This is a genomic window from Chryseobacterium gambrini (genome assembly GCF_027920505.1).
GTDB lineage: Bacteria > Bacteroidota > Bacteroidia > Flavobacteriales > Weeksellaceae > Chryseobacterium > Chryseobacterium gambrini.
Genome location: NZ_CP115857.1, coordinates 1,198,815 through 1,225,298, shown reverse-complemented (window position 1 = coordinate 1,225,298; position 26,484 = coordinate 1,198,815). Strand labels below are relative to the sequence as shown.

The 26,484-nt window shown below is 35.4% G+C and carries 21 protein-coding genes; 19 read left to right on the top strand and 2 right to left on the bottom strand.

The annotated features are described in order from the left end of the window. The first annotated feature begins 82 nt into the window (after positions 1-82). The 3 genes from PFY09_RS05365 to PFY09_RS05355 all read left to right on the top strand — a co-directional run bounded on the left by PFY09_RS05365 (position 83) and on the right by PFY09_RS05355 (position 3,786). Positions 83-2,515 (top strand): alpha-ketoacid dehydrogenase subunit alpha/beta, encoded by a 2,433-nt coding sequence (locus tag PFY09_RS05365; protein WP_271161702.1) that lies wholly within the window; start codon positions 83-85, stop codon positions 2,513-2,515. Between the two features lie 87 nt (positions 2,516-2,602). Continuing rightward, positions 2,603-3,337 (top strand): class I SAM-dependent methyltransferase, encoded by a 735-nt coding sequence (locus tag PFY09_RS05360; protein ID WP_271161701.1) that lies wholly within the window; start codon positions 2,603-2,605, stop codon positions 3,335-3,337. Between the two features lie 170 nt (positions 3,338-3,507). Further along, complete coding sequence (locus tag PFY09_RS05355; protein WP_271161700.1) at positions 3,508-3,786, top strand: hypothetical protein; 279 nt, start codon at positions 3,508-3,510, stop codon at positions 3,784-3,786. A gap of 9 nt (positions 3,787-3,795) precedes the next feature. On the opposite strand, the gene PFY09_RS05350 is transcribed toward PFY09_RS05355, so the two are convergent. After that, positions 3,796-4,185 (bottom strand): winged helix-turn-helix transcriptional regulator, encoded by a 390-nt coding sequence (locus PFY09_RS05350; protein WP_116099935.1) that lies wholly within the window; start codon positions 4,183-4,185, stop codon positions 3,796-3,798. Positions 4,186-4,566: 381 nt separating this feature from the next. Between PFY09_RS05350 and PFY09_RS05345 the strand changes: the two genes are divergently transcribed. Next, a complete protein-coding gene (locus PFY09_RS05345; protein ID WP_271161699.1) occupies positions 4,567-5,628 on the top strand; it encodes an NADH:flavin oxidoreductase in 1,062 nt (353 codons plus the stop codon). Positions 5,629-6,401: 773 nt separating this feature from the next. On the opposite strand, the gene PFY09_RS05340 is transcribed toward PFY09_RS05345, so the two are convergent. Continuing rightward, positions 6,402-7,604, bottom strand: coding sequence for a C1 family peptidase (locus PFY09_RS05340; RefSeq protein ID WP_271161698.1), 1,203 nt, complete (start codon positions 7,602-7,604; stop codon positions 6,402-6,404). A 516-nt stretch (positions 7,605-8,120) separates the two neighbouring features. On the opposite strand from PFY09_RS05340, the gene PFY09_RS05335 reads away from it, so the two are divergent. The 15 genes from PFY09_RS05335 (at position 8,121) to PFY09_RS05265 (ending at position 26,336) form a co-directional block, all read left to right on the top strand. Then, positions 8,121-8,639 carry an RNA polymerase sigma factor gene (locus PFY09_RS05335; RefSeq protein ID WP_271161697.1) on the top strand — a complete coding sequence of 173 codons (519 nt, stop codon included), beginning with the start codon at positions 8,121-8,123 and terminating at the stop codon, positions 8,637-8,639. A gap of 12 nt (positions 8,640-8,651) precedes the next feature. Continuing rightward, positions 8,652-9,776, top strand: a complete 1,125-nt coding sequence (locus PFY09_RS05330; protein ID WP_271161696.1) for a TonB-dependent receptor plug domain-containing protein — start codon at positions 8,652-8,654, stop codon at positions 9,774-9,776. A gap of 99 nt (positions 9,777-9,875) precedes the next feature. Further along, entirely contained in the window at positions 9,876-12,647 is a 2,772-nt protein-coding gene (locus tag PFY09_RS05325; RefSeq protein ID WP_271161695.1) for a hypothetical protein, read from the top strand. Positions 12,648-12,650: 3 nt separating this feature from the next. Continuing rightward, positions 12,651-12,821 (top strand): hypothetical protein, encoded by a 171-nt coding sequence (locus PFY09_RS05320; protein WP_271161694.1) that lies wholly within the window; start codon positions 12,651-12,653, stop codon positions 12,819-12,821. 50 nt (positions 12,822-12,871) lie between these two features. Next, positions 12,872-17,218: a TonB-dependent receptor plug domain-containing protein gene (locus PFY09_RS05315; RefSeq protein WP_271161693.1), complete on the top strand. Its 4,347-nt coding sequence runs from the start codon at positions 12,872-12,874 to the stop codon at positions 17,216-17,218. A gap of 360 nt (positions 17,219-17,578) precedes the next feature. Further along, positions 17,579-19,582 carry a vWA domain-containing protein gene (locus tag PFY09_RS05310; RefSeq protein ID WP_271161692.1) on the top strand — a complete coding sequence of 668 codons (2,004 nt, stop codon included), beginning with the start codon at positions 17,579-17,581 and terminating at the stop codon, positions 19,580-19,582. A 125-nt stretch (positions 19,583-19,707) separates the two neighbouring features. Next, the gene (locus PFY09_RS05305; protein WP_271161691.1) at positions 19,708-20,211 is read left to right on the top strand and encodes a GbsR/MarR family transcriptional regulator; all 504 of its coding nucleotides are present in this window, start codon (positions 19,708-19,710) and stop codon (positions 20,209-20,211) included. A gap of 118 nt (positions 20,212-20,329) precedes the next feature. Then, a complete protein-coding gene (locus tag PFY09_RS05300) occupies positions 20,330-20,710 on the top strand; it encodes a hypothetical protein (protein ID WP_271161690.1) in 381 nt (126 codons plus the stop codon). A gap of 50 nt (positions 20,711-20,760) precedes the next feature. Next, positions 20,761-21,105 carry a hypothetical protein gene (locus PFY09_RS05295; RefSeq protein WP_271161689.1) on the top strand — a complete coding sequence of 115 codons (345 nt, stop codon included), beginning with the start codon at positions 20,761-20,763 and terminating at the stop codon, positions 21,103-21,105. A 7-nt stretch (positions 21,106-21,112) separates the two neighbouring features. Then, positions 21,113-21,514, top strand: a complete 402-nt coding sequence (locus tag PFY09_RS05290; protein WP_271161688.1) for a hypothetical protein — start codon at positions 21,113-21,115, stop codon at positions 21,512-21,514. A gap of 79 nt (positions 21,515-21,593) precedes the next feature. After that, complete coding sequence (locus PFY09_RS05285) at positions 21,594-21,962, top strand: hypothetical protein (protein ID WP_076396572.1); 369 nt, start codon at positions 21,594-21,596, stop codon at positions 21,960-21,962. A 418-nt stretch (positions 21,963-22,380) separates the two neighbouring features. After that, complete coding sequence (locus tag PFY09_RS05280; protein WP_271161687.1) at positions 22,381-23,163, top strand: fatty acid desaturase; 783 nt, start codon at positions 22,381-22,383, stop codon at positions 23,161-23,163. 1 nt (position 23,164) lies between these two features. Continuing rightward, positions 23,165-23,650: an SRPBCC family protein gene (locus PFY09_RS05275; RefSeq protein ID WP_271161686.1), complete on the top strand. Its 486-nt coding sequence runs from the start codon at positions 23,165-23,167 to the stop codon at positions 23,648-23,650. 105 nt (positions 23,651-23,755) lie between these two features. After that, positions 23,756-24,658 (top strand): TIGR01777 family oxidoreductase, encoded by a 903-nt coding sequence (locus PFY09_RS05270; RefSeq protein ID WP_271161685.1) that lies wholly within the window; start codon positions 23,756-23,758, stop codon positions 24,656-24,658. Positions 24,659-24,893: 235 nt separating this feature from the next. Further along, positions 24,894-26,336, top strand: coding sequence for an alpha-L-fucosidase (locus PFY09_RS05265; protein ID WP_271161684.1), 1,443 nt, complete (start codon positions 24,894-24,896; stop codon positions 26,334-26,336). The last annotated feature ends 148 nt before the right edge of the window (positions 26,337-26,484 follow it).

Genomic DNA, 26,484 nt, shown 5'->3' with positions numbered 1-26,484 from the left:
AAAAGATTATTAAAAATTAAAATTAATTTAAAAAGTGTATATTAGCAAAATACTTCAAAATAAAAATATTTAATATTTGGCTATGCAGACAACCTATATTGAAACACAGCAAATTTCCTTTCAAGATTTTAAAAATCAGATACTTGAAGATTATAAATTAGGAAGGATTTCTCGTGAAATGTCCTATTTGGGAAGAAGAGAAGTTCTTACGGGAAAAGCTAAGTTTGGTATTTTTGGGGACGGAAAAGAGCTTCCTCAGCTTGCAATGGCGAAAGTTTTCAGAGATGGAGACTTCCGTTCGGGATATTACAGAGATCAGACCTTTGCATTGGCTGTAAATGCGTTGACTGTTGAAAGTTTTTTTGCACAATTGTATGCAGATACAAGCGTGGAAAGAGAACCTGCTTCAGCCGGAAGACAGATGAACGGTCACTTTGCGACAAGAAGTTTAAATGAAGACGGAAGCTGGAAAGATCTAACGGCTCAGAAAAATATTTCTTCCGACATTTCTCCTACTGCGGGACAGATGCCGAGATTATTGGGATTGGCTCAGGCTTCTAAAATTTATAAAACCGTAACATTCGAAGGTTCTGAAAAATTTTCCAGAGAAGGAAATGAGATTGCTTTCGGAACAATCGGGGATGCTTCTACAGCAGAAGGTCATTTCTGGGAAACACTGAATGCGGCTTGTGCGCTTCAGGTTCCAATGGTAGTTTCGATCTGGGACGACGGGTACGGAATTTCTGTTCCTACCAAAAATCAGAGAGCAAAAGCCGATATCGCTGAAATGCTGAGCGGTTTCCAGAGAAAAGAAGGAGAAAACCAGGGATGTGAAATCATTCAGGTAAAAGCTTGGGATTATCCTGCGCTTTTGGATGCTTATGCTAGAGCAGAACAGTTTGCGAGAGTAGAAAGTGTTCCGGTAGTGGTTCATGTGATTGAAGTTACGCAGCCACAAGGTCACTCCACTTCAGGATCTCACGAAAGATATAAAAATGAAGAGCGTCTGTCTTGGGAATCTCAGTTTGACGGATTGGTGAAATTCAGAGAATGGATTTTAAACTATTCCATCGAAATTGAAGGCAAAGAAGAAGTTCTGGCAACAGCAGAAGAGCTAGATGCTATTGATAATGAAGCTAAAAAAACAGTAAAAACAGGTCAGAAACAGGCTTGGGAAAATTACCAGAAAACAATTACAGATTTAATCGGTTCCGTTTTACCTTTGGTAGAAAATCTTAAAGAGCAAAACGCTGAAATCGAGAATTATATTACTCACTTCAATAAACTGGTTTCAAAAGCGAAGAAAGATGTTTTCCATTTGGTAAGAAAATCTTTACTGGCAACGAGAGGAACCCATTCTGCAGAAAGAAACCAACTGATGCAGAAATACAACGAGATCTTTGAAGTTGAAAAAGACAATTATTCTTCTCACTTATATTCTCAGTCTCAGTGGAAAGCAGAAAACGTAAAAGAAATTAAGCCAATTTATTCCGATGCTTCTGAAGATGTGGACGGAAGAGTAGTGGTAAGAAACAATTTCGATAAAATATTCGAAAAATATCCTGAAACTTTAGTCTTTGGTGAAGATGCCGGAAATATCGGTGATGTAAACCAAGGTCTTGAAGGAATGCAGGAAAAATACGGTGATGTTCGTGTTGCCGATACTGGAATCCGTGAAGCAACCATTTTAGGACAGGGAATCGGAATGGCAATGAGAGGTTTAAGGCCAATTGCCGAAATCCAGTATCTTGATTATATTTTGTACTGTTTACAGGGAATGAGCGACGATTTGGCAACCGTTCAGTACAGAACAAAAGGAGGTCAGAAATCGCCGGTTATTATCAGAACGAGAGGTCACAGACTGGAAGGAGTTTGGCATTCAGGTTCTCCGATGGCGGGAATTCTGAATCTTTCAAAAGGGATTCTGGTATTGGTTCCGAGAAACTTAACCAAAGCTGCCGGATTCTACAATACAATGCTTCAGAGCGACGATCCGGCTGTAATCGTTGAATGTTTAAATGGGTACAGATTAAAAGAAAAACAACCGGATAATTTAGGTGAATTCACTGTTCCTGTCGGAAAAATCGAGGTGACAAAAGAAGGAAAAGATGTTACGTTGGTTACTTACGGTTCTACGTGGAGAATTGTAATGGAAGCGGCAGAAGAACTTGAAAAATTAGGAATTTCTGCGGAAGTGATTGATGTTCAGTCATTAATTCCTTTCGATTTAACACATGAGATTGCAGAATCTGTAAAGAAAACAAACAGATTGGTTGTGATTGATGAAGATGTGGAAGGCGGAACTTCAGCGTTTATTCTTCAGCAGATTTTAGAAAAACAAAAAGCGTTCAGATTCTTGGATTCTGATCCGTTGACAATTTCTGCAAACGATCACAGACCTGCATATGCAAGTGATGGAGATTATTTTAGCAAACCTTCTGCGGATGATATGGTTGAAAAAATTTACGCATTATTTAATGAAACAAATCCTCAGAAATATCCTGCAATATTTTAATTGGGATTTTAGATAATTTTGAAACCGCTTTCTTTTTGGAAGCGGTTTTTTGTTAGGAATTTGTAAATTAGATTTTAAAGCCTATTTATGAAAATTACAAAACTTGTTGTCCTCTTTAATTATCAAAAAATAGTACTTGGGTTTATTGTTTCGATTCTTCTTTGTGCATTATCATTTTGGATTAATTCAACTCCGGTTATTTTAATATTAAGAATTTTAAGCGCACTTATCATAATAAATATTTTTGCATCACTTCTCGCTTCTTACATTTTATATGATCATTCAGATTTGTACGAATTAAAGAAGTTAAAAGGAATTGTAGATTGGAATAAAACAGAAAATGCAATTTTAGTTCACGCAAGCTTTGATCCTTTGTCAAAACGATTGGAGGAAAAATATCCGGATTTGAATTTAACGGTTTGTGATATTTTTGGAAATCGTCACGAACAGGAAAAAGGAATCGAAACTTCAAAGAAAGTATTTCCACCCAATCCGAAGGAAATAAAAATCAAGCTGGATCATCTTCCTTTTGAAAATCAATCTCAGGATGTAATTCTTGCTATAACTGCACTTCACGAAATTTTAGATCACGACCAAAGAGTTTTGTTTTTCAAAGAAGCAAAGAGAATTTTAAAAGATGATTGCGTAATCATTGTCTCAGAACAATTTAGAGATCTGACAAATTTTCTTTTCTTTAACATCGGAGCTTTTCATTTTTTAAGTCAAAAGCAATGGAAGAGAGCTATTTCTGAAGCTGGTTTGAAGATTATTGAAAATAAGAAAATTACGCCTTTTGCTAATATGTTGATTGTAAAAAAGTAAATCTTTAGAAATATCCTGCGATATTTTAAATAAATTTTGAAACCGCTTTCTTTTGGGGGTGGTTTTTAATTTATATTTGTTTAACCATTAAACTAAAAGTTATGAAATTAAAATTTTCATTTATATATCTTTTATTAATAGTTACAAGTTGTAAAAATTAAAGGAAAGAATTGCTTTTAGCAGACAGGGAAGATCCCTTAGGTTGGGTTTATCTGAAAATGTATGATGATGAAAGTTTTGAATTTATTTCTCAAGGAATGATGAGAGATAAAGATGTCTACACAGGAAATTATGAGTTTAAGAATGATACTCTTTACTTTAAATATAATGATTCAGTTCCAAAAGCTGGTTCAAAAGCAGTAATTGATAATGATTTTGTGAGTTATATTAATGGAAGTTATCCTGAAAGTTTGAAAGTAAAACGTAATAAATTTAAGCTAAAGAAATAAAAAAGACCATCAAACAACCGTCTTCTGCACTTTCTTCCCTTCCAAAATCATTTTACAGTCCTTCTCTTTCTCCGGATCATACACATGATATTTCGTTTCCCATTCTTCCAATTGATACAAAATCGGAAGGAGAGCCAATCCTTTTTCTGTGAGTGAATACTCAACTCTTGGAGGAATTTCTTTAAACTCTTCACGAATTACCAATCCGTCCGATTCCATTTCTCTCAACTGGTCGGTCAGAACTTTTCTGGAGATCACATTAATCCTCGCCGCCAATTCTCCGAAACGCAATTTCCGGTCTTTGATCACCAATACAATAATGGGTTTCCATTTGCTTCCCAAAGCAGACATTGCTTTTCCCAAAGGACAACTGTATTGCATTAATTCGTTCTTTTTCATAAAGGTGTATTTCTAATTTTTACTCGTATTGTTGAACACGAAGTTCACAAGAATTTCTATCTTCTAACTGTCTTAAGCTTCACAAAGGCGCTTTGCTTATAAGAGTTTACAAAGGATTTAAGTTTATATACCTTATGCATTTTTATGAATAAACTTTACAATAAAGCATACGCTTATATTGTGTTCCTTTTTACTCTGTCGAACCTTCGGTTTGCGGTTAAATAAAAATTAAAACCCAACCCGTATGTAAAGAGCTCATCTGTTACTTTAAAGTTACTAATGTATGTTACTGCAAAGTTACTACTTTTTTCAATTCAAAAGATACAAATATGAACTATTATTAGTTACTTTGTGTAACAATTATAAAATAGTAAGTTAAAAATGAGCACAGAATCATTATTTCAACCTTTTAAATACAAGAATTTAGAACTTAAAAATAGAATCGTAATGGCTCCGATGACGAGAGCACAATCCGATAACGGAGTTCCTACGCAGCAAATCACAGATTATTATGCAAGAAGAGCGGCTTCAGATGTGGGATTGATTCTTTCGGAAGGAACCGTAATCAACAGACCTGCATCCAAAAATATGCAGAATATCCCTGATTTTTATGGAACTGAAGCACTGAACGGCTGGAAAAACGTAATCGATGCAGTTCATGAAAACGGAGGGAAAATGGGACCTCAAATCTGGCACGTTGGAGACACAAGAAGTTCTGCGGATTATCCTTCTATTGAGATGGAAAAAGCTTCTACCATGACGTTGGAAGACATTCAGGATACCATTGCTCAGTTTGCTGCTTCTGCAAAATCTGCAAAAGACTTAGGATTTGATGTAGTGGAAATTCACGGAGCTCACGGTTATCTTATCGACCAGTTTTTCTGGGATGTAACCAATACAAGAACTGATGAGTACGGAGGTAAAACCCTGAAAGAAAGAAGCAGATTTGCGGTAGATGTGGTGAAAGCAATCAGAGCGGCGGTTGGTGAAGATTTCACGATTATTATTCGTCTTTCTCAGTGGAAACAGCAGGATTATTCTGTAAAATTAGCCAATACACCGGAAGAAATGGAAGAATGGTTATTGCCTTTAAAAGAAGCAGGAGTTGATATTTTCCACTGTTCGCAAAGACGCTTCTGGGAGGCTGAATTCGAAGGTTCTGATCTTAATTTTGCAGGATGGGCAAAAAAAATCACGGGACAGCCAACCATTACCGTAGGTTCTGTAGGGCTTGAAGGAGATTTTATGGCGGCTTTCGGAGGACAGGGAACTGAAAAAGCAGATTTAACTGAACTCACCAAAAGACTGGAAAGAGGAGATTTTGATCTGGTTGCGGTTGGTCGTGCGCTTTTACAGGATCCTGAATGGGTGAAGAAAGTGAAAGAAGGAAATATGGACGAACTTCAGGATTTCAAAGCCGAAAGCATGGCAACACTTTATTAAAGTCAAAAGTCAATGGTGAATTGCTTTGCTGTCAATTCTTATTGAACCATTCATTAACCAGCAAAGCGAATTAACTATTCACTTTCTACATAATTTTACCTATCAATTATTTTAAACAAAACCGCTTCAGGAGAGATCCTGAAGCGGTTTTCTAATGAATTTAGATCATCAATAATTCCATAAAAATTGTCATCCTGAAAGGATCTCAACGATACATTGAAAACTTTGTTTAGATGCTTACAGCATGACAAAACATACTGTAAATAAATGACCTCTTTAATTGTTCAGAAAGTTATTTTATTTTTTGGTTTCTCGCAGATTGTTCAGATTATGCAGATTTTTCCCATTTAATGGTCTGCTAAATTTGCAAAATCTGCAGGAGATGATAATCATACAGTTTGTCATCCTGAAAGGATCTCAACAATATATTGAAAACTTTGTTTAGATGCTTTCAGCATGACAAAACATACTGTAAATAAATGACCTCTTTAATTGTTCAGAAAGTTATTTTATTTTTTGGTTTCTCGCAGATTGTTCAGATTATGCAGATTTTTCCCATTTAATCGTCTGCTAAATTTGCAAAATCTGCAGGAGATGATAATCATACAGTTTGTCATCCTGTAAAGATCTAAGCGCAAATGCTTCAGAGCCATTCATGCTACTGTAGATTGTAAAGAATAAACAAAATAAAACCGTTCCCAAAAAATGAGAACGGTTTTTTAACAGATTTAAATATCTAAAATTGTCATCAATAATGACAAAAGTGATCAGATTTACAGCCCAATATTTTTTGTTGGCTTCAGTTGCTTTTTAATTGATTTCGGAAGCGCATCCTTATGAACCAGAATTGCTGTTGATTTGTATTCTACATAAGGTCTTGTTACATAAATATACCCTTCAAAATCATTGGTAACACCCCATGAATTTTTCACCATATAATATTCTTTCCCCGACTGATCTTTTGCCAGTCCTACGATGTGCATTCCGTGGTCGTCCGTCGTAGAAAGATTATTCAGAGCCTTCTGACGCATATCTTCAGTAATCGTTTTGTCTTTTTTCGGTTCTGTGAACAGAGTTCCTTTGTTTTCTTTTGTGATTTGATCCAGATCCATGTCCGGAACATAAGCAACTCCGTTTTTGTAAGAGAAATAAGGCTCAGAAACATCCGTTGCCCAACCTACAGAATATCCTTTATTTACAGCATTATCAATAATTGAAGTTAAATCTTTCATCGGTATGTTCCAGTCAGAATCATGGCTCCAGTTATCAGGAATCGGAACTACAAATTTCTGATAATACGGATAATCCTTGTAAGAAGAAAGTTCTACATAATCTTCCGGATTGATTCCTACAACCTCTTTCGCAAAAGTTTGTGGCGTGTAAGATTTCCCTTCATACGTAAAGTTGGCAGGAACTTTTCCAAGATATTCATCCAAAATAGCATCAACGGAAGACATCCAGTTGTCCGTCAGTTTTCCTTTGGAACCAGCCTGAACCAAACTGTCCAGAACGGGCTTCAATTTTCCCTGCATTTCAGAGAAATTATTTAAACTCTGTCCCTGTTTCAGCCCTGTGTAAACATCCTGTGGAACCGCTCCGTATTTTTTATACATATTAATCACGTCGTGCAGTTCTCCGCCGTCTCCCCAACTAATGGCACCGTTATTCAGAACATATAATTTGGCTTTATCGTGGTAAGAATTTCTTGCAGTGTAGATTTCCGCCAGATCAACCGGTTTTTTGCCCATTCTCTGCATTTCAGACTCAAGGAAAGAATTTCCGGAATAGCTCCAGCAAGTTCCCGAAGAACCCTGGTTTTTTACCGAAGTCGCACCTATATCTTTCAGCGTGGTAAACTGGAAATTGGCATTCTGGGACTGGTTGTTTTTTAACTTGTTGATTAAGTCATCCTGTGCAAACATCATACTTCCTGCAGACAAAACAAAAAGTAATGACACAAATTTTGAATTTTTCATTACTAAAAAGATTATTTATACGAATAGTCGTTCATATTACAGATTTGTTACAAAGACAAAGGTTAAATCGAATCTTCGGTTTTCCGATGAAAAAGTTTTTTATCAGGAGCTGTTTCGCGCTTTCGCTACTCGCTTTTTTGAGGTTTCGGCGGCGGCAAAGCCGCCGCCGAAACCTCAAAAAGAGCTCAGACAGACCGCTCAATCGCGGCTAAGGCAGAAGTCCTTCATTTCAACAATTGTAAACACCATTAAAATTTGTCATCCTGAAAACATCTGACCATAGTTTTTCCACTACATTCAGATAATTGCGGCATTATAAACTTGGTGAAAATAATTTTTTAAAAAAATAAAAAAGAAAATATTTCAAAAATATGAAGTATGGAATTCATTTACAGATGTTTTCGTTCTTAAATTCATTTGCCGACTTCACTGAAATTCATTATTTTTTCAAAAAAGTTGATGATGTTTCCAACCTTTTTGAAATTTTATGCATCTATGTAGATATAAAGCCTGATTATGGAACGAGAGTTACTATTAGAATGTCAACGGAACGACCGCAATGCGCAGCGGAAAGTCTACGAAATGATGGCGGGAAAACTGTACACCGTTTGCAAGCGGTATCTGAAAAACGATGAAGATATCGAAGAAGTTCTGGCGGACAGCTTCTATAAGATTTTTACGAAAATGAGCCAGCTTCAGAATCCCGATATTTTCGAAGCGTGGGCAAAAAAAATTGCAGTGAATGAATGTCTGCAGAAATTAAGATCCACTAAAGAACTGCATATTTCTTTAGAAGACAATCATGCCGTTTCTACAGATTCTGTGATGGAAAATGTATCTTTTGAAAAAGATATTTTAAGCCTTCTGAACTTTCTTCCCGAAGGTTGCAGAGCCATTTTCAACCTTTTTGCCATCGAAGGATATCCTCACAAAGAAATTGCAACCATGCTTTCCATTAGTGAAGGAACCTCAAAATCTCAACTCAATTTTGCCAGAAAAAGACTTCAGGAACTTTTGGTTAATCAAAACATTTAAACTTTTACAACAATGGAAAACAATTCAATAGATAAAACATTCAACGAGGCTTCTAAAACACTGGAAGAACCTGCGACTTTTCCTGGGTTTGATAGAGTTTGGGCAAAAGTGGAAGAAAAATTAGACAAAAAAGAACAAAAAAAGAGTAAAATAGTTCCGATCTGGCTTCCTTACGGAATTGCAGCAAGTTTATTAATCGGATCCGGAATCTTTTACTTTTCCGGTAAAAAAGACAACGCGGAAGTTACCCAACAGGTTATTGCAAAAAATATCATCTCTGAAAATAAACCTTCTGCTGCTATTTCGGAACACGTTCAGAAAGCTGACAGTATTATAAAAGTGAATATCCAAAAAGAAACTTTACCTCCTGTAACGATAGCTGCTGAAGCTCCGCCAGTTGCAATCCAGGCTCCGTTTCCTGTTGTTTCATCTACTCCGTTAGCTTCTCCTGCACGTTATGAAGAACCGGTAGTTCTTGAAAGAGAAAATAAAATAATTGAAGACGCTCCAAAAAATCAAAATATTGAAGAGGTAATCGCGATGGGGATTAAAAAAGAAAAAGCTTCGATGGTGAATTCTCTGGCTTCATCTTCATCGGTAAAAAAGAAACTTACCGATCTTAATGCAGTTGCAGATACGGCAGAAGCAGTTTATTCTACCAATCCGTATGATCTGAAAGAATCTTTTCAGGAACCCGAAATTCTGGCGTACAATAAAGGATATCTTAAAGCAAAACAGCCAATTGCAGGAAATTATCTGGGTTTGGCAAACAGAATAGGGAACAAAGAAGCCATAAATTCAATTCGTGGAGCAGCTTCAGGCGTGAATATCAATTCAATTTCGGGAAGACAGGGTTCCGGAAAAGTGGATATCTCGATCAGTTGTGAAGGTTCATCCAAAACCAATAACAGTCCGCTGTTCGTTATCAACGGAAAGGCAACAGACTCCGAACTTTTCAAGAGAATTGATCCTAATAAAATAGAATCCATCCGTGTTTTTAAAGCAGACACAGCAACCGCACTTTTCGGAACCCAAGCCGCGAATGGAGCTGTTCTGGTGGAAACAAAAGACATTTCCAGAAAAGAAAAAAGAATGCTGAAAAGACTTCTGAAAAAAGAAAAACTGCTGAAAAAGTAGTTTTCTAAACCTCCAAAACTAATATTCATTCAATATAAATCTGAAAAAAGAAATTTCTTCGGAGGTTTCTTTTTTCGCCTTTTAATCAATAAAAATACCATGAAGAACTTGTATTGTCTGCTTCCGCTGCTTGCGGTTAACTGCCTCTTCGCGCAGAATTCTCAACGGTATTATTCCGGAATATTTTTAAACGAAAAAGAAAAACCACAGAATTTTTTAAAGGTTCTGAACAAAAACAGCGGAGTTTATGAACTTACCGATGAAAAAGGTTTTGCCATCATCGCAGCAAAAGATTACGATACTTTGGTTTGGAACAACGGTAAAAACAAAGCGGTTGTATACGGAACCCGTGAACTGAAAACTATTTTGGAAAGCCAGATAGAAAAAAGAAGTGTTCAAAATATTCAAAATAATACGTATGACAGTTTGATTTCAAAAGAGCGGAAAGATGAATTTAGCGTAGAAAATTCCGGACAAAGTCTGAGAACCAATTTGTTTGATTATTATTCCGTTAGAAAAATAAAAGAGATTGGTAAAAATTATATCAGTTTAAAAGGACGAACCCAGAAATTTTTGTTTTTAAACGGAAGTTTTACCACTTCAGCGGAGGTGAAAAGCAGAAATTCTGTTCCTAAAACCCAGAATCAATATGTTCAGGGAAGGTCTGAAAACGGAGAATTGGTTTGGAAAGGTCCCGAAACCAATGAAATGTTCAGTTTCGGATCGGATATTTCAACTTTACAGTTTGATAATCAATCTTATGAATATGATCAAAATGGAAAGCTGATTCCTCTTATGAACGGAAATTCTCCCGCGAAAGCTTATGATAACAATATTTTTAAAACGACAGTTGGGTACAATAATCAATTGAGGCTGAATCTGTTTTTCAAAAATAATGAATACTACTACGATGAAAAGTTTCGGATTTCACTGGATCTCGGACAACAGAAAGATCAGATGTATTTCATGGATCAGTACAGTATTCTTAATTCTTTTAAAACAAAACTAAGCTCGAAAATTTTAAAATTTGCGGTGGATGCAGCTTTTGTTTACGATGAAAACAAAGCAACGAACTCCAACAGAATTGGCTTGTTCAACAGGGTTTATCAAAATTCTTTACTGACGCCGGTTTCTTTTTCGAATGCTCAGAATATTTTTCTTTCAGACGGTTCCCAGAGAAGCTACAGCAAGTTTGCAGACAATCCGCAATTTTTATTTTATCAGGATAATCAATACAATTCCAGAGATAAAAGAAGACAGTTTAATTTCGGAATTTCGCGGGACTGGAATCGTTTTAAGCTGAATATCACACAATTTTACGAAAACGATTTCTTCCTGAATCTGGATCGTTATAAACCTTCGGTTTACGGTTTTCCCAATGGTGTGCAGAATGAGCGAACGCAAAACAATAAATTGTATAATTCCAGTATTTCAGGAGATTATTCGGTAAATGAATATTATTGGAAACATCGTTTTAATCTCAATTTTATTGTCAATAACAACAGATCGGAGATTGATAATACTTTAAACAGTAAAAATTATATTTACCAGAGAACTTCGCAGGATTATATCTTCGAATACAGGCTAAATTATGATGGCTATCGTGATTTCGAAATGGGGTTTAATGCAGGAAATTCTTTCTACATTTCAAATACTTCACTTAAAAATAATTATTTCCTTCCTAAAGTGGGTGCATATTTTACTTTTAAAGAAATATTCAACTGGAGAAACATCAATTTTAAAGTTTTAGGAGCCTACACTCAGCTAAGCTCGGAGCCGGAAATCACAAAATCCTATGCTTCTTACGCAACCACTTTGCTGAATGCGCAGAATTCAAATCAGTATTTTCCGATTCAGGAAGTAGAAACCTTTAAAAATCTGTCGAATATTGATTCCAAAGAATGGAAAACGGGTTTCAGGCTGACTTCAAGATACAATTTAGGCATTGAAGCAGAATATTTTCAGCGGAAAATCAACCATGATATTTTTCCGGTTTTTGAAAATGGCAATTTAAAACTGAAAAACCTTGCAGATCACACGTACCGCGGACTGGAAGTGAATTTCTTTTTTGATAATGTTTATCTGGGTTCAGATTTCAGGATGAGTCAGAAGGCTTCATTCTTTAAGTACAGAGATATTGTGGATCGGGTAAATTTGGGGTATAATAATACAGCGGTTTCAGGTTTTAAAGACATTTATAAAACATTGTCGGAAGGTGACGTTCTGGGAGCGGTTGTCGGAAGTTATTTCGAAAGAAATAACAACGGAGAGTTGATTATCGATGAATTCGGTTATCCTAAAAAAGCGAATGGTTCCAAAATAATTGCAGATCCCACACCGGATTTTGTCGTTAAATTCAATCATAATTTCACGTATAAAATGCTCACTTTAGACATCAACTGGGAATGGAAAAAAGGCGGACAGGTCTGGAACGGAACTCAGGCTGTTCTCGATTATCACGGACGTTCCCAGACTTCCGGAGATGACAGAAATATTAAAAATTATGTTTTTCAGGGAGTAAATTCCGGCGGAAATCCAAATCAGATTCCTGTTGATTTTTACGATCCCAATCAGTACGTTTCGAAAAACCGATGGACGAGATACGGATATTTGGGCGTTGCGGAAGACTATGTTCAGAAAGCAGATTATGTGAGAATTAATGCGGTTTCTCTAACGGCAAAATTCGATGTCGGACAGTTTAAAAAAGGTTTGGGAATTACATTCTATGTGAATAATATTCTTCTTTGGCAGGCGAATCGTGGCGTAGATTCCAATCAGAATTTCTATGATTCGGAAAACGGAAGAGGACTGGATTTTTTCAATCTTCCGTCGTATAAAACTTTTGGCTGTATGGTTTCATTTCAATTTTAAGGTATGAATTTCAAGGTTACAACATCTATTTTAGGGTTATTTTTTCTGGTTTTTGCTTCTCTATCAAAAGCTCAGGAACCGTTTAAAAATTTCGAAAAAGAAAAAACGTACATCCAGACCAACCATGTTTTTTATAAACCCGGTGAGGAAATGTACTTTAAAATTTACACGTAAAGGCAGAAAATAATCTTCCCGCCGATCAGAGCAAAGCCGTCAATTTCGAATTGATTGATCCAAGCGGAACGGTCGTAAAAAAAGCCAAATACGAAATTACAAATGGTTATTCGGAAGGCTATTTTTATTTTAACAGCGACATGAAGGGCGGAATATACAAATTGCGCGCTTTCACCAACTGGATGCAGAATGAAGACGGAAAAAATGCTTTTGAGAAGGAAATTACCCTCCAGAAAATTGTCTCGCCAAGAATTCTGATGAAACTGGAATTCCCTAAAAAAGGATACGGAGCTGGAGATGAGGTTCTTGCCGATTTTTCGATGAGAAGTCTCAGCAATCTTCCGATTCCTTTTTACGAAGGAGATTACACGGTAATGCATAACGGTGAAAAGATTTCAGAGGGAAAGCTGATAACAGACAAAGAAGGGAAAAATCAACTGAAATTCAGACTTCCGGTTGTTTTAAAATCTTCCGATGCGCTGTTAACCATTAAAATCAATTTCGATGGTTTTACAGAATCCATTTCAAGAAATATTCCGATTGTACTGAATAAGCTTGACGTGAAATTCATGCCGGAAGGAGGAACTTTCATTAATGGAATTGAACAGAATATTGCTTATAAAATTGTAGATGAATTTGAAAAGCCAGTCGATGCAACTTTGGAAATTTTTAATCAAAATCATCAGAAAATTACGGAGACTTCAGCGTATAATTTCGGGATGGGAAATTTTATTTTAACCCCAAAAAAAGGCGAAAATTATTATGCAAAAGTATTGAAACCTGAAAATATTTCAGCCGTTTATCCGCTTCCGATGGCAAAAGATGAAGGAATTGTTTTCAATATCAATAAAGAAAATCTGAAGATTGTTTTTAAAATCCGTTCAACAGATGAAAAAGATGTTATTCTTAAAGGAAATTTCCGTGAGAAAGAAGTTTACAGCAAAACTATTTCATTAAAAAAAGGATTGAATGAATTAGAACTTCCGGAAAATGAACTTCCGATCGGTATTTGCAGATTCACGGTGTTTGAAGGAAATATTCCTTTGGCAGAACGCATTGTTTTTACGAATGAAAACAAACAGATGAATGTGAAAGTAAAACCGGTAAAACAAAATTATCTTCCGAGAGAAAAAGTGATTGTGAATATCGAAACCACCGATGAAAATAACAAACCAATTCCCGCAAATATGGCTCTGAGCGTTGTGGATGATAAACTCTGGACGTATGCAGACGATAAGCAGAATCATATTCTTTCGTGGCTGCTGATGGATTCTGAGCTGAAAGGAAAAATTGAAAGGCCTCAGTTTTATTTCGATAAAAAAGAAGAAAAAAGAACCGAAAGCCTCGATTTGGTAATGCTTACCAACGGTTACCGATATTTTGAGATGACTCCCGAAGTTATCAAAAACAGAAAATACAAATATCTTCCCGAAAAGAAAAATCCCATCTACGGAATTGTAGAAGATGAAAAAGGAAATCCCGTAAAAGCCGATGTGTATTTCCTTGAGGGCGGTAAAATCCTGAAACAGACGACCTCAGAAAACGGATTGTTTTATTTCTATGATCTTAACAGAAATTATTCCAATAAGCTGATTGCGAAATCTGTACAGCCAAAACAGCAGGTGAAAATCCGGATTTTATCTTACAGACTGGCAATAAATCCTTTGGCTGCAAAATCTTTGAATAATATTAATGTAGAAGAAATTGTAAAAGAAACCGTAAAAGAAGAAGGTAAAATAAAACTGCGTGAAGATGCTGAAAACGAAATTCCGAAAACGGCTTCCACAGAAAGAACAAAATCTTCCTCCGAAAACAGACGTTCCCGATCGGTTTCAAGAGGAAGCATGAGAAGTGATACCATAACATCTAAGAGAATAGAAGAGGTTGTAGTGGTAGGTTTCTCGCAAAGTTCTTTAAAGGATAAAACAACGGCAGCAGTTGTTTCTGTTCGAAAGGATGAACTGCAGAATCCGAATATTATTTCTTCTTTAGCCGGAAAAGTTTCGGGACTTGTTATTACTCCCACCAATCAGCCGGGAGGTTATCTTAATGTGCAGATCAGAGGAAATGCTTCTGTTGCCAATAAAAATCCGCTGTATGTTGTGGATGGAGTTCCTGTAGAAAATTTTAAAACAGTCATCAATCCGAGTGATATCAACAGTGTAACAATTTTAAAAGATGCCGCTGCAACTGCTATTTACGGAAACAGAGGTGCAAATGGTGTGATCGTCATTAATTCTTTGAAGAATTTCCGCTCTCAGATAAAATTTGATGTAACGCCGAAATCATATTATGCATTGGTGAATATTCCCAATGACAGTCTGGTTTCGTACAAATACACAAGAAATTTTTCCTATCCGGTGTACAAAACGACAAACACTTCTTACAGACACGATTATCGTGAAGCTCTGTATTGGAATCCTGTATTGGAAACAGGGAAAAACGGAAAAGCGCAGGTTGAATTTTATAATTCCGATGCCAATTCTACTTTCAGAATGATGACGGAAGGAATTTCCTCTTCAGGTTTAATCGGGCGTGATGAAACAACCTATGCAGCTCAAAGTCTGATTTCAATTGATGCGAAACTTCCGCAATATCTTACAAGAACAGATCAGATGATGATTCCGGTGGTGGTTAAAAACAATTCTCCGGAAACCAAAAAGATAATGATGGACGTTATTGTTCCGAATCGTGTGAATGTGGTACAATCAGATAGCACGATTACTTTGAAGCCTTTGGAGTCGGGCAGATTATTTGTGAAAATCCAGACCAATGAAGTGGTAGAATCGAATATTCAGTTTACCGTGAGATCAGAAGATTTCAGAGAAACCATGATTCTTCCCTTTAAAGTTGACGAAAAAGGATTTCCGCACCGCTATTCAGTCATCAATAACAAAACAGAAGACCTCAAAATTGATATTCCGGATTATATTGAAGGCAGTTTCTTTTCGTCTTATTATGTGTATGAAAACAATGCACTGCAGATGTTTGAAAATATGGAACGCCTGAAAAGAGAACCTTACGGATGTTTTGAGCAGCTTTCTTCAACCGTTTATCCAAATATTTTCATTCTGGATTATTTAAAACAGATTAAAAAAATTACACCGGAAACCGAAAGTCTGGTCATCAGAAATATGAAAAAAGGATATCAGAAAATGCTGAGCTATAAAAACCGTGACGGCGGATTCACTTACTTCGGATCTTCGGAATCGGATGTTGCGCTTTCTGCTTTTGCATTGCTTGAATTTAAAGACCTGAAAAAATACGTGAATATTGAACCTAAAATCATTCAGGATCTTACCTCTTTTATTTTATCCAAAAAAAATCAGAACGGAATGTTTGAAGTAAGAAGAAACTATGAAAAAAGCATTCCGTATTCAGATTTTGCATGGTCGAGAAATATGTATGTTTTGTATGCGTTGTCTAAAACGGGAATCAGAAATCTGGACGATGCCTACGAAATCAATCTGAAACGTGCTTTGGCTACAAAAGATGCTTATCAGTTGGCTTTAATGGCAAATATTTCTTATAATTTAGGCAAAAATCAACAGTATAAAGAGTTGGTTGCTCTTTTAAACAGTCAGTTTGAAGGGAAAAGTTTAAAAACAAAAACCACTTTTACAGGTTCCGGAGGATTTTCTGCAAATGCGGAAACACTATCACTTTATTTGATGGCTTTGCAGAAAGATAAGCAGTTGAGCCAGTTAAAAATTGCAGAAGTTTCAGATCATCTGATCAATTTCAACGGATATTATGGCTTCGGTTCTACTCAGGCAACAACTTTGGCTTTGGAAGCATTATCTGTATTTTTTTCAAAAAATGAAAAATTATATGGCACAGAAAAACCTTTAATAAAAATAAACGGAGCAGAGATCAGAACGAATAATTCGGTGGGTTCTGCTTTTAAGAATGGAGAAAATACAATCAGTGTCAATTATCCTACAAAAAGAGGGCTTCCTTACAAACTGGATTACGAATATTTCACTTTGCAGCCTCCGAAAAGTGCAGAAATTCCTTTAATCCTTAATACAAAATTAAAATCTGAAACAGCAAAAACAGGCGATACAGACCGAATGATAATTACTATTCAGAATAAAATAAACAATCAGCTTCCAATGGTGACGGCAAAAATAGGAATTCCGGCAGGATTAACTTTACAGAATGCTTTACTGAAGGATCTTTTGGATAAAAATCAGGTTTCTTATTACGAAATTTTTGATAATTATCTGGTTCTGTATTGGGAACATTTTGATGCTAATGAAATAAAAACCATTAATCTGGATCTTAAAGTGGAATTTGCGGGAGAATATACAGGAAAAGCAAGCAACGCATACCTTTATTATATGCCGGAAGCAAAATTTTGGAATGAAGGGATAAAAGTCAGAATTCAGCCTTAAAGCTTATTTTAAAGTCGTTGAATTTTTAACTATTTGATTTATAATTAATTAAATTATAAAAGTGAAGAACGTAAAGTTTTAATAAAGAATATTGTGATTGTCCGTAATTCGTGATAATTGAAAAACCTTTGAGTTCTTTGCCGAGTGAATAGTTTATGCTGAGCTTGTCGAAGCACCTTTGCGAACTTAAAAACAGTTGGTATATAAAAGAATCTTAGCGATCCTTTTGCGTGAAAATTAAGCATTATGATCAAAAAAGGATAATCAATAAAATATTAATTCAACTGCAACTTTTCCGAAAATCTGCATCCTTAAAACAGAGAAACGGAAAATGATTATATTTTCAGAAAAATAATACATATGAAAAAACTAGGAACTACCATATTGGCTTTGATGTTGGTAATGGGCTGTAAAACCAAAACAGCGACAGATCATCAAACTGAAAAAGAGAAATTAAGCATTGAAAAAGACAAAGATCAGGACGGAGTTAAAAACCGAAAAGATAAATGTCCTGAAATCGCAGGACCGATAGAAAATAAAGGCTGTCCGTTCCCAGATATGGACGGCGACGGTGTTCCCGATAAAGATGATCAATGCAAAGATGCAGCCGGACCTGTGGAAAATAATGGCTGTCCTTTTCCGGATACGGACGGAGATGGAATAATAGACAAAGATGATGCCTGTCCGACAGTTACAGGACCTGCGGAAAACAACGGCTGTCCTTGGCCGGATACAGATGGTGACGGAATTCTTGATAAAGACGATGCGTGTCCTACCGTTCCCGGATTACCGGAATATAACGGCTGTCCGAAACCGAAATCGCTTACTGCGTCAGAAATTTCCTATTCTCCGCGAAATTCCTATGCTCTGGAAAGATCGTATCAGCTTCAAGGAAAAGTATACCATAACCATGTAGGAACTAAAAAAGGGAAGAAGAAAGTTGCTCGGAAAGGTGATTATACGAATGAAGAATATGATGCTTTAGTTGAAAATCCGTTTGAATTAACAAAGAATCAGCCCCTTTCAACGTTTTCTATTGATACAGATAATGCTTCTTACTCGAATCTAAGAAGAATGATTGAGTATGGAGAAGTTTATAAAAACGCTGTGAGAGTGGAGGAGATGATCAATTATTTTAGATATGATTATCCGCAGCCAAAAAACAATCAGCCTTTTTCTATCAGTACAGAATTGGGAAAAAATCCATGGAATCCTAATCATCAATTGCTGAAGATCGGCTTGAAAGGAAAAAATATTCCGATGAATAATCTTCCTCCTTCCAATATTGTTTTCTTAATTGATACTTCCGGTTCTATGGCTGCGGAAAATAAATTACCGTTGCTAAAATCTTCTTTAAAAATATTACTGGATCAGCTAAGACCGGTAGATAAAGTGGCAATGGTGGTGTATGCAGGAAGTGCGGGTGTTGTATTGCCTCCGACATCCGTTTCTGAGAAAGGAAAAATTATTGAATCTTTGAACAGATTGGAAGCAGGAGGAAGTACGGCGGGAGGAGCTGGAATTGAGCTTGCCTACAAATTGGCGCAGGAAAGTTTTATAAAAGGCGGAAATAATCGGGTCGTTTTAGCAACGGACGGAGATTTTAATGTTGGCGTGTCTTCAAAAGGTGATCTTGAAAGTCTGATTGCAGAAAAAAGAAAATCCGGTGTTTTTCTTACCTGTCTTGGGTACGGAATGGGAAATTATAAAGACAATAAAATGGAAACGCTGGCGGATAAAGGAAACGGAAATTATGCGTACATAGATAATCTTCAGGAAGCCAATAAGTTTTTAGGAAGAGAATTCGCCGGAAATATTTATACGATTGCCAAAGACGTTAAAATTCAGATTGAGTTTAATCCTAAATTCGTAAAATCTTATCGATTGATTGGATATGAAAATAGAAAACTGAGAAATGAGGATTTTACAAACGATAAAATTGATGCAGGAGAATTAGGAAGCGGACATACGGTGACTGCTTTATACGAAATCATTCCTGCCAATGTAAATTCTAAGTTTTTGCCCAAACAGAATAAACTTAAATATACTTCAAATTCTGCCAGTCAAAAGTCTGGAAATGAACTGGGAACTGTAAAATTCAGATATAAAAAACCTCAGGGAACAAAAAGTGCAGAAATTGTTCATGTCATAAAAAATGCCTCATCTCAGACGGAAAGTAAAGACTTTAAATTCGCTTCATCGGTTGCATGGTTCGGATTGGTTTTAAGAGATTCAGATTTAATTACCAGAAAGAATTTATCCGAGATCGAAAAAATGGCAAAAGACAGCAAAGGCGAGGATAAAGAAGGATACAGAAAAGGATTTGTAAAAATGGTTCAGGATTATAAAAAGATAAGTAAATAAATTAAAGTTAGTGTTAACAGGCATTCTCAAGGGATGTCTGTTTTTATTTTAAATAAATTTTCAAAAATTATTGAAAGTTCAAAAATTATTATTACATTTGTATCAGGAATTAAAAGTAAAACAAAATGCAACTTTCAAAAGCTAAAGAAAAATACATTCAGACTTGGGGTACATTTGCGACCAATTGGGGGATCAACCGTACCATGGCGCAGGTTCATGCGCTGCTTTTGGCAAGTGGTAAAGCACTTTCTACCGATGAGGTAATGGAGCAGCTTGAAATTTCGAGAGGAAACGCCAATATGAATCTCCGTGCGCTGATGGATTGGGGAATTGTAAGAAAAGAATTTGTAAAAGGCGACCGTAAAGAATATTTTGTTGCTGAAAAAGACGTTTGGTTTTTATTCAAGCAGATTACAAAAGAACGTAGAAAAAGAGAAATTGAGCCCGTTATTTCTTTTTTGGAAGAACTGAAAAATATTGAAGACAAAGATTCTGACGAAGCGAAAGAGTTCATTAAATTAATGGACGATTTCAGTTCTGTAACAGGAAAAATAAACAATATTATGGATCTCGCGATAAAAAGCGACGATCATTGGCTTGTTGGAAAGATTACGAATTTACTGAAGTAGTCGTTTGTTATTCTGAACGAAACTAACATAAAGAATATAAAAAGGAAATTTTCCTTTTTTATTTCAAATAAACTTTCAAAAATTATTGAAAATATAATAACAATAAAAACTCAAAAACATGGAACGTAAAATATTAATAGGAGAAGCAATAGTTCAGACAGTCATTAGCCTTGTATTTTTTTCGTATGCTATCGCTGATTATTTCGAAAAAACATCCGGAACAGAATTTTTTATTGCACTTTTTTATATTGGTATTTCAAATCTGATAGGATTTTTATTGAGGGTTTCACTTAGCAAAAGCAAATTTCACCGGTACTATTTTTTTGGTGTCTTAATATTTTTCCAGTTATTGTTTGTTGCGGTTTTATTATTCAACGATTCTAAAATTGAATATGTTCTTTATTTCATGGGCATCGGAGGCGTTCTTTTTAATATCTACTATCTGATCTATGGCTTTTACAATGTTAAAACGATGCAACAGAAAAAAACGGAGAGATAATTTTTTTGAGATTAAATTTCAAAATTTATTGAAAATATAATATTTATAAAATGTTCAATATTATTTCATATCTACTTTTTCTTTCCGTCAGTTCCTACATAACCATTGATGTCGGAAGAAGATGCTACAAAGCAGGAAAACATTACCTGAACTATCTTATTCACGATGCAGATTTGTGTTTAACGATCAACAGGATTCTTTTAGGATGTTATTATCTCATCAATCTCGGATACATCGCATTAAATCTTACCCATTGGGAAAAAGCAGATTCTATAGAAAAAATGTTATCTGTAACAGCAGTCAGAATCGGTTATATCACCTTGATTTTATGTGCGCTGCACTTTATGAACATTTTCGCGCTTTACTTTTTAAGAAAAAATTTAACCATAAAATAATAAAACTATGAATGCAACAGCTCTTACCACAACGTACAATTTTCAGGCATACATGATCTATCTGCCAATTGTAATCCTTCTTACTGTGCTGGTTTCCCAGCTTCTTTTTAAAAATTCCAAAGCGTTTATGATCGATATTTTTCATCAGAAAGAAGACATTGCGATGGCAACCAATTCCCTGTTCAAGATAGGTTTTTACCTTTTAAATCTCGGTTTCGCACTTTGTATCATTGAATTTTTTCAAATTGAAACCATTGAAAGACTGGTTGTTGCTTTAAGCGAAAAAATCGGAGGATTCTCCATCTATCTCGGAGTAATGATGCTCCTGAACCTGCTTCTTTTCCTTAAAGGTCGTAAACACGCTATGAACAAAGATAAAATCATCAAAAATGAAAACACTGCTATTTAAAATCTGGATGTATTTCACCTTCAAAATCCAGAAAAAGAGAACAAGAGGAGACTTTTTAAACCTTTAAAATTCAATAACCATGAAAACTTTTGTTAAAAACGACTTTTATATTCAACTTTCATTCCTTGTAATCGGACTTATTTTGGTATTCTTAGGAATTGTTGTTTTTGAAAATGCTACTGTTTTTCTTTTTTATTTCATAGTGGGAATACCTCAATTGATTAGTTTTATCAGCAGAGCCTTTCAGAAAACAAAGAAATCATGGCTGTTTATTGTCTATGGAATTTTTATAGTTCCTGTATGGATTTCATGGCTGATTATTTTGGCTTTTAATAACAATAATGATGTCACCAATTTTTTCGGATATATTTTAATCGCATCAGTATTCTACAGTCCGGTACTGGCAATCCTCTACATTATAGATTGTTATAAAACTTATGAATACTAAAAAAACAGGACCATGAAAACTTTCATTATATGTGATTTTTATCTTCAAATTTTATTTTTGATAGCGGGAATTGTTTCAGCCTTTACGTGTGAATCATATTTTCAGGGAATACCATTTTATTTTATAGTAGGATTTCCACAATTAATCAGCTATATCATAAAACTTTTCTTGGATGTAGAAAGATCTTCAATTTCATTTATTTACGGATTCTTTATCATACCAATCTGGATTTGTCTGACTTTAAATATGTTTTTTGGAGAATATTCTCATGAGCTTAATAATATATTGATGATCGTTCCATTTTATGGTCTTTTTTACAGTCCGATACTGTCAATCCTTTACATTATAGACTGTTACAAACTCTGTAAATACTGAAAATCAGATTATGAAAACTCTCAAAATCTTTAAAAACTAAAAAATGGACTCTAGAGAATTAATAAAAAAAGTAGAATGGAAAGACCTCAAATCCCTTTCCACAAAAGAAATGCTGATTGAAAATAATATCACTCTTCCCTGGCTTTTTACCTCATTATTTTTGGCGTACAAAGGATATTATTGGGCTGCGATTCCGTTTTCCGGATTTTATTTCCTCACCGCTTTAAGACAGGTTCACAACGGGTTTCACAACGCACTGGGAACAGGGAAATTCCTTACATGGCTGTCAATGTATTTGAATAGTTTTTCAATGATAACATCAATTCATGCCGTGAAATTCAATCACATCAGACATCATAAATTTTGCTTAGGTGAAGAAGATTACGAAGGGAAATCTGCCTCAATGAAATGGTATGAAGCGATTTTATATGGACCAAAACATCTGTTTCTTGTACATTGGATCACCTTCAAAAAAGCCAATGACAATTATAGAAAGAAAATGATCTTTGAGCTGACTTCAATCTCAATATTTGTTTGTATTACATTTTATTTTCAGATTAACTTCCTGATCTATCACATTCTAATCATGTTTTTTGGAGAGTTTTTAATGGCATTTTTCGCAGTCTGGACAGTTCATCACGATACGCATGAACATCCGGATATGGCAAGAACGCAACGAGGATTCTGGAAAAATAAATTAACATTCAGTATGTTTTATCACATGGAACATCATCTTTTTCCCGCTGTTCCCACCATTAAATTGCCGGAATTGGCAAAGAGAATTGATGAAATTTTACCTGAATTAAATAAAAAACAAACTTTTTAAAATGTCAACAATCTATTTAGATACCATCATCAAATCCGACATTCAAACTGTTTTTGATCTTGCGAGAGACATCGATCTGCATCAGAAATCAACTTTTAAAACAGGCGAAAAAGCAATTGCAGGACGAACTTCAGGGCTCATCGAAGAAGGCGAAACTGTCACATGGAAAGCAAAACATTTAGGAATCGAGCAAACCTTGACTACAAAAATTATCAGCATGAAGAAACCTTATCATTTCACAGATATGATGTTGAAGGGCGCTTTCAAATCCATGAATCATCAGCATATTTTCAGGCAGGAAGGTAAAAACACAATCATGACAGATATTTTCGAATTTCATTCCCCTTTCGGAATCATCGGAAAAATATTCAACAGAATTTTTCTTAAAAATTATATGAAAAACTTTCTTTTAGAGAGAAACAAATTGATAAAATTCACCGCAGAAAATAAGCAGAAGCGCGAGCGAAGCGAGCGTCGAAACGTTTAGTATGAGCGATGTTATGCTGAGCTTTAAATTTATCCTGAGCTTGACGAAGGAAAGCATCTCAATATTTAAATCCACCACCAATCAACTAAATGCAATCAACCAAAAATGAAAATAATCATCGCCGCCGGAACAGGCTTTCTCGGTAAAAACTTCGAAAAATATTTTACTGAAAAAGGAAATCAGGTCTATATTTTAACCCGGAATCCAAAACGCCAAAACGAAATATTCTGGAATGCTAAAACGTTAGGAGAATGGAAAAAATTACTCGAAAATTCTGATGTTCTGATCAATCTTGCCGGCAAATCCGTCGATTGCAGATATACGGAAAACAACAAAAAAGAAATTTACAATTCAAGAATTGAAAGCACAAAAGTTCTTCAGCAGGCAATTGATGAATGTATCCATAAACCCAAAATCTGGCTCAATGCAAGTTCTGCAACCATTTACGTTCATTCAGAAAAACAATTAAACACAGAAGAAAACGGAATCATCGGTGACGATTTTTCCATGAACATCTGTAAAAGCTGGGAAAATGAATTTTTTAAATCAGAAACAGAAAATCTACGAAAAGTTGCGTTACGGACTTCCATCGTTTTAGGAAATAACGGCGGCGCTTTTCCAAAACTGAAAATGCTCACCAAATTCGGATTGGGCGGAAAACAGGGAAAAGGAAACCAAAACGTAAGCTGGATCCATATTGAAGACTTTTGCAGAGCTGTAGAATTCATCATTGAACATGAAAATATCTCAGGAAATATCAATATCACAGCTGCCCATCCTTTATCCAACGAAGAATTCATGAAAAAATTAAGAAAAGAAATGAAAATCCCGTTTGGAATAAATGCACCGGTTTGGCAATTGGAAATCGCATCAATAATCTTAAACACCGAAACCGAATTACTTTTAAAAAGCCGAAACGTGTACCCTGAAAAATTAATCAAAAGCGGATTTAAATTTTCCTATTCAACAGTGGAATCTGCATTTAAAAATTTATTGTTATCAAAATGAAAGTTTTACAGACTGAAATATAAGTGTATTTTTTAACCACATAAGTCACCTGAGACTTTAAACTTCATCAACATGAGTTGCATTACTCTATAAAATCTTTGATTTTCTTCTTATGTGATCTTCTAAATATATAATTAAACTAAACTTATGTGACTTATCTGTCAAGAAAAACTTTTGTGCCTTTTGTGGTTAAAAATTTCCGGTGAAATATTAAATTAGCAAAAACTAAACGTCAATGTTCATCAGACAAAAAGCAAAAACCATAATCCTTTCATCACTTCTTACGTCATCCGCTTTTTTTTCTCAGGCTCACAATGTTTCTGATGGCTATCAGAAACCTACCGATCCGCTTGTTGTTCAAAATCTGGAAAACTGGCAGGATCTAAAATTCGGACTCTTCATGCATTGGGGAACCTACAGCCAATGGGGAATTGTCGAAAGCTGGAGCCTCTGTCCCGAAGACGAATCATGGACACAGAGAAAACCCGAACACGGAAAATCATACTGCGAATACGTAAAAAACTATGAAAATCTTCAGACCACTTTCAATCCGGTTCAGTTCAATCCACAGAAATGGGCTGAAGCTGCAAAAAAAGCAGGAATGAAATATGTGGTTTTCACAACAAAACATCACGACGGTTTTGCGATGTTTGATACCCAACAGTCTGATTATAAAATTACCTCCTCCAAAACTCCTTTTTCCGGAAATCCGAAAGCAGATGTAACAAAAGAAATTTTCAATATATTCCGAAAAGAAGGCTTCAAAATCGGAGCTTACTTTTCAAAACCCGATTGGCATTCCGACGATTACTGGTGGTCGTATTTTCCGCCAAAAGACCGAAATGTAAATTATGATCCTAAAAAATATCCTGAAAAATGGACCAGTTTTAAAAATTTTACGTTTAATCAGCTCAACGAAATCACCTCCAATTACGGCAAAATTGACATTCTTTGGTTAGACGGAGGTTGGGTTCGTCCCTTTAATACCATCGATCTCAATGTAGAATGGCAGAGAACCATCAAAGTTGAACAGGACATCGATATGGATAAGATCGGAACAATGGCGCGTAAAAACCAACCCGGAATCATTGTCGTAGACCGTACCGTTCCAGGAAAATGGGAAAACTATGTCACGCCGGAACAGGCGGTTCCTGAAAAACCACTTTCCATTCCATGGGAAAGCTGCATCACGATGGGAGATTCGTTTTCCTATGTTCCCAACGACAATTACAAATCTTCTCAGAAAATCATCGAAACGTTAATTAAAATTATCTCAAGAGGCGGAAATTACCTCATGAATATTGCTCCCGGACCGAATGGAGATTACGATTCCATTGTTTACGAAAGACTGAAAGAAATTTCAAGTTGGATGGATAAAAACCAGTCGGCTGTTTTTGCAACAAGAAGTGTTGCTCCTTATCACGACGGAAATTTTTACTACACGAAAAGCAAAGACGGAAAAACAGTGAATATTTTTCATCTGGATGAAAAAACAAATTATCAGGCTCCATCAATCCTAAATTTCGTTATTCCTGAAAATTTTAAACCAAAATCATTGAAAATTTTAGGATTATCTCACAAAATTGACTGGAAACAAAACGGAAATTCAATTGAAATCAATTTACCAAAAGAAAGAAACCAGTTAAAATATTCAACCGTAATTCAGATTACACAGTAGTTAAAATTGTGACTATTTTTATATCAAAAACGACCTAGGAAATCGAAGCGTTAAGCTTAATCCGTTAAGAAATTCCCATTGTTTAAAGCGCGACACAGATATTGAACCGAAGAACTAATACCAAATTCGCGCAAGTTTTGGGAATTTT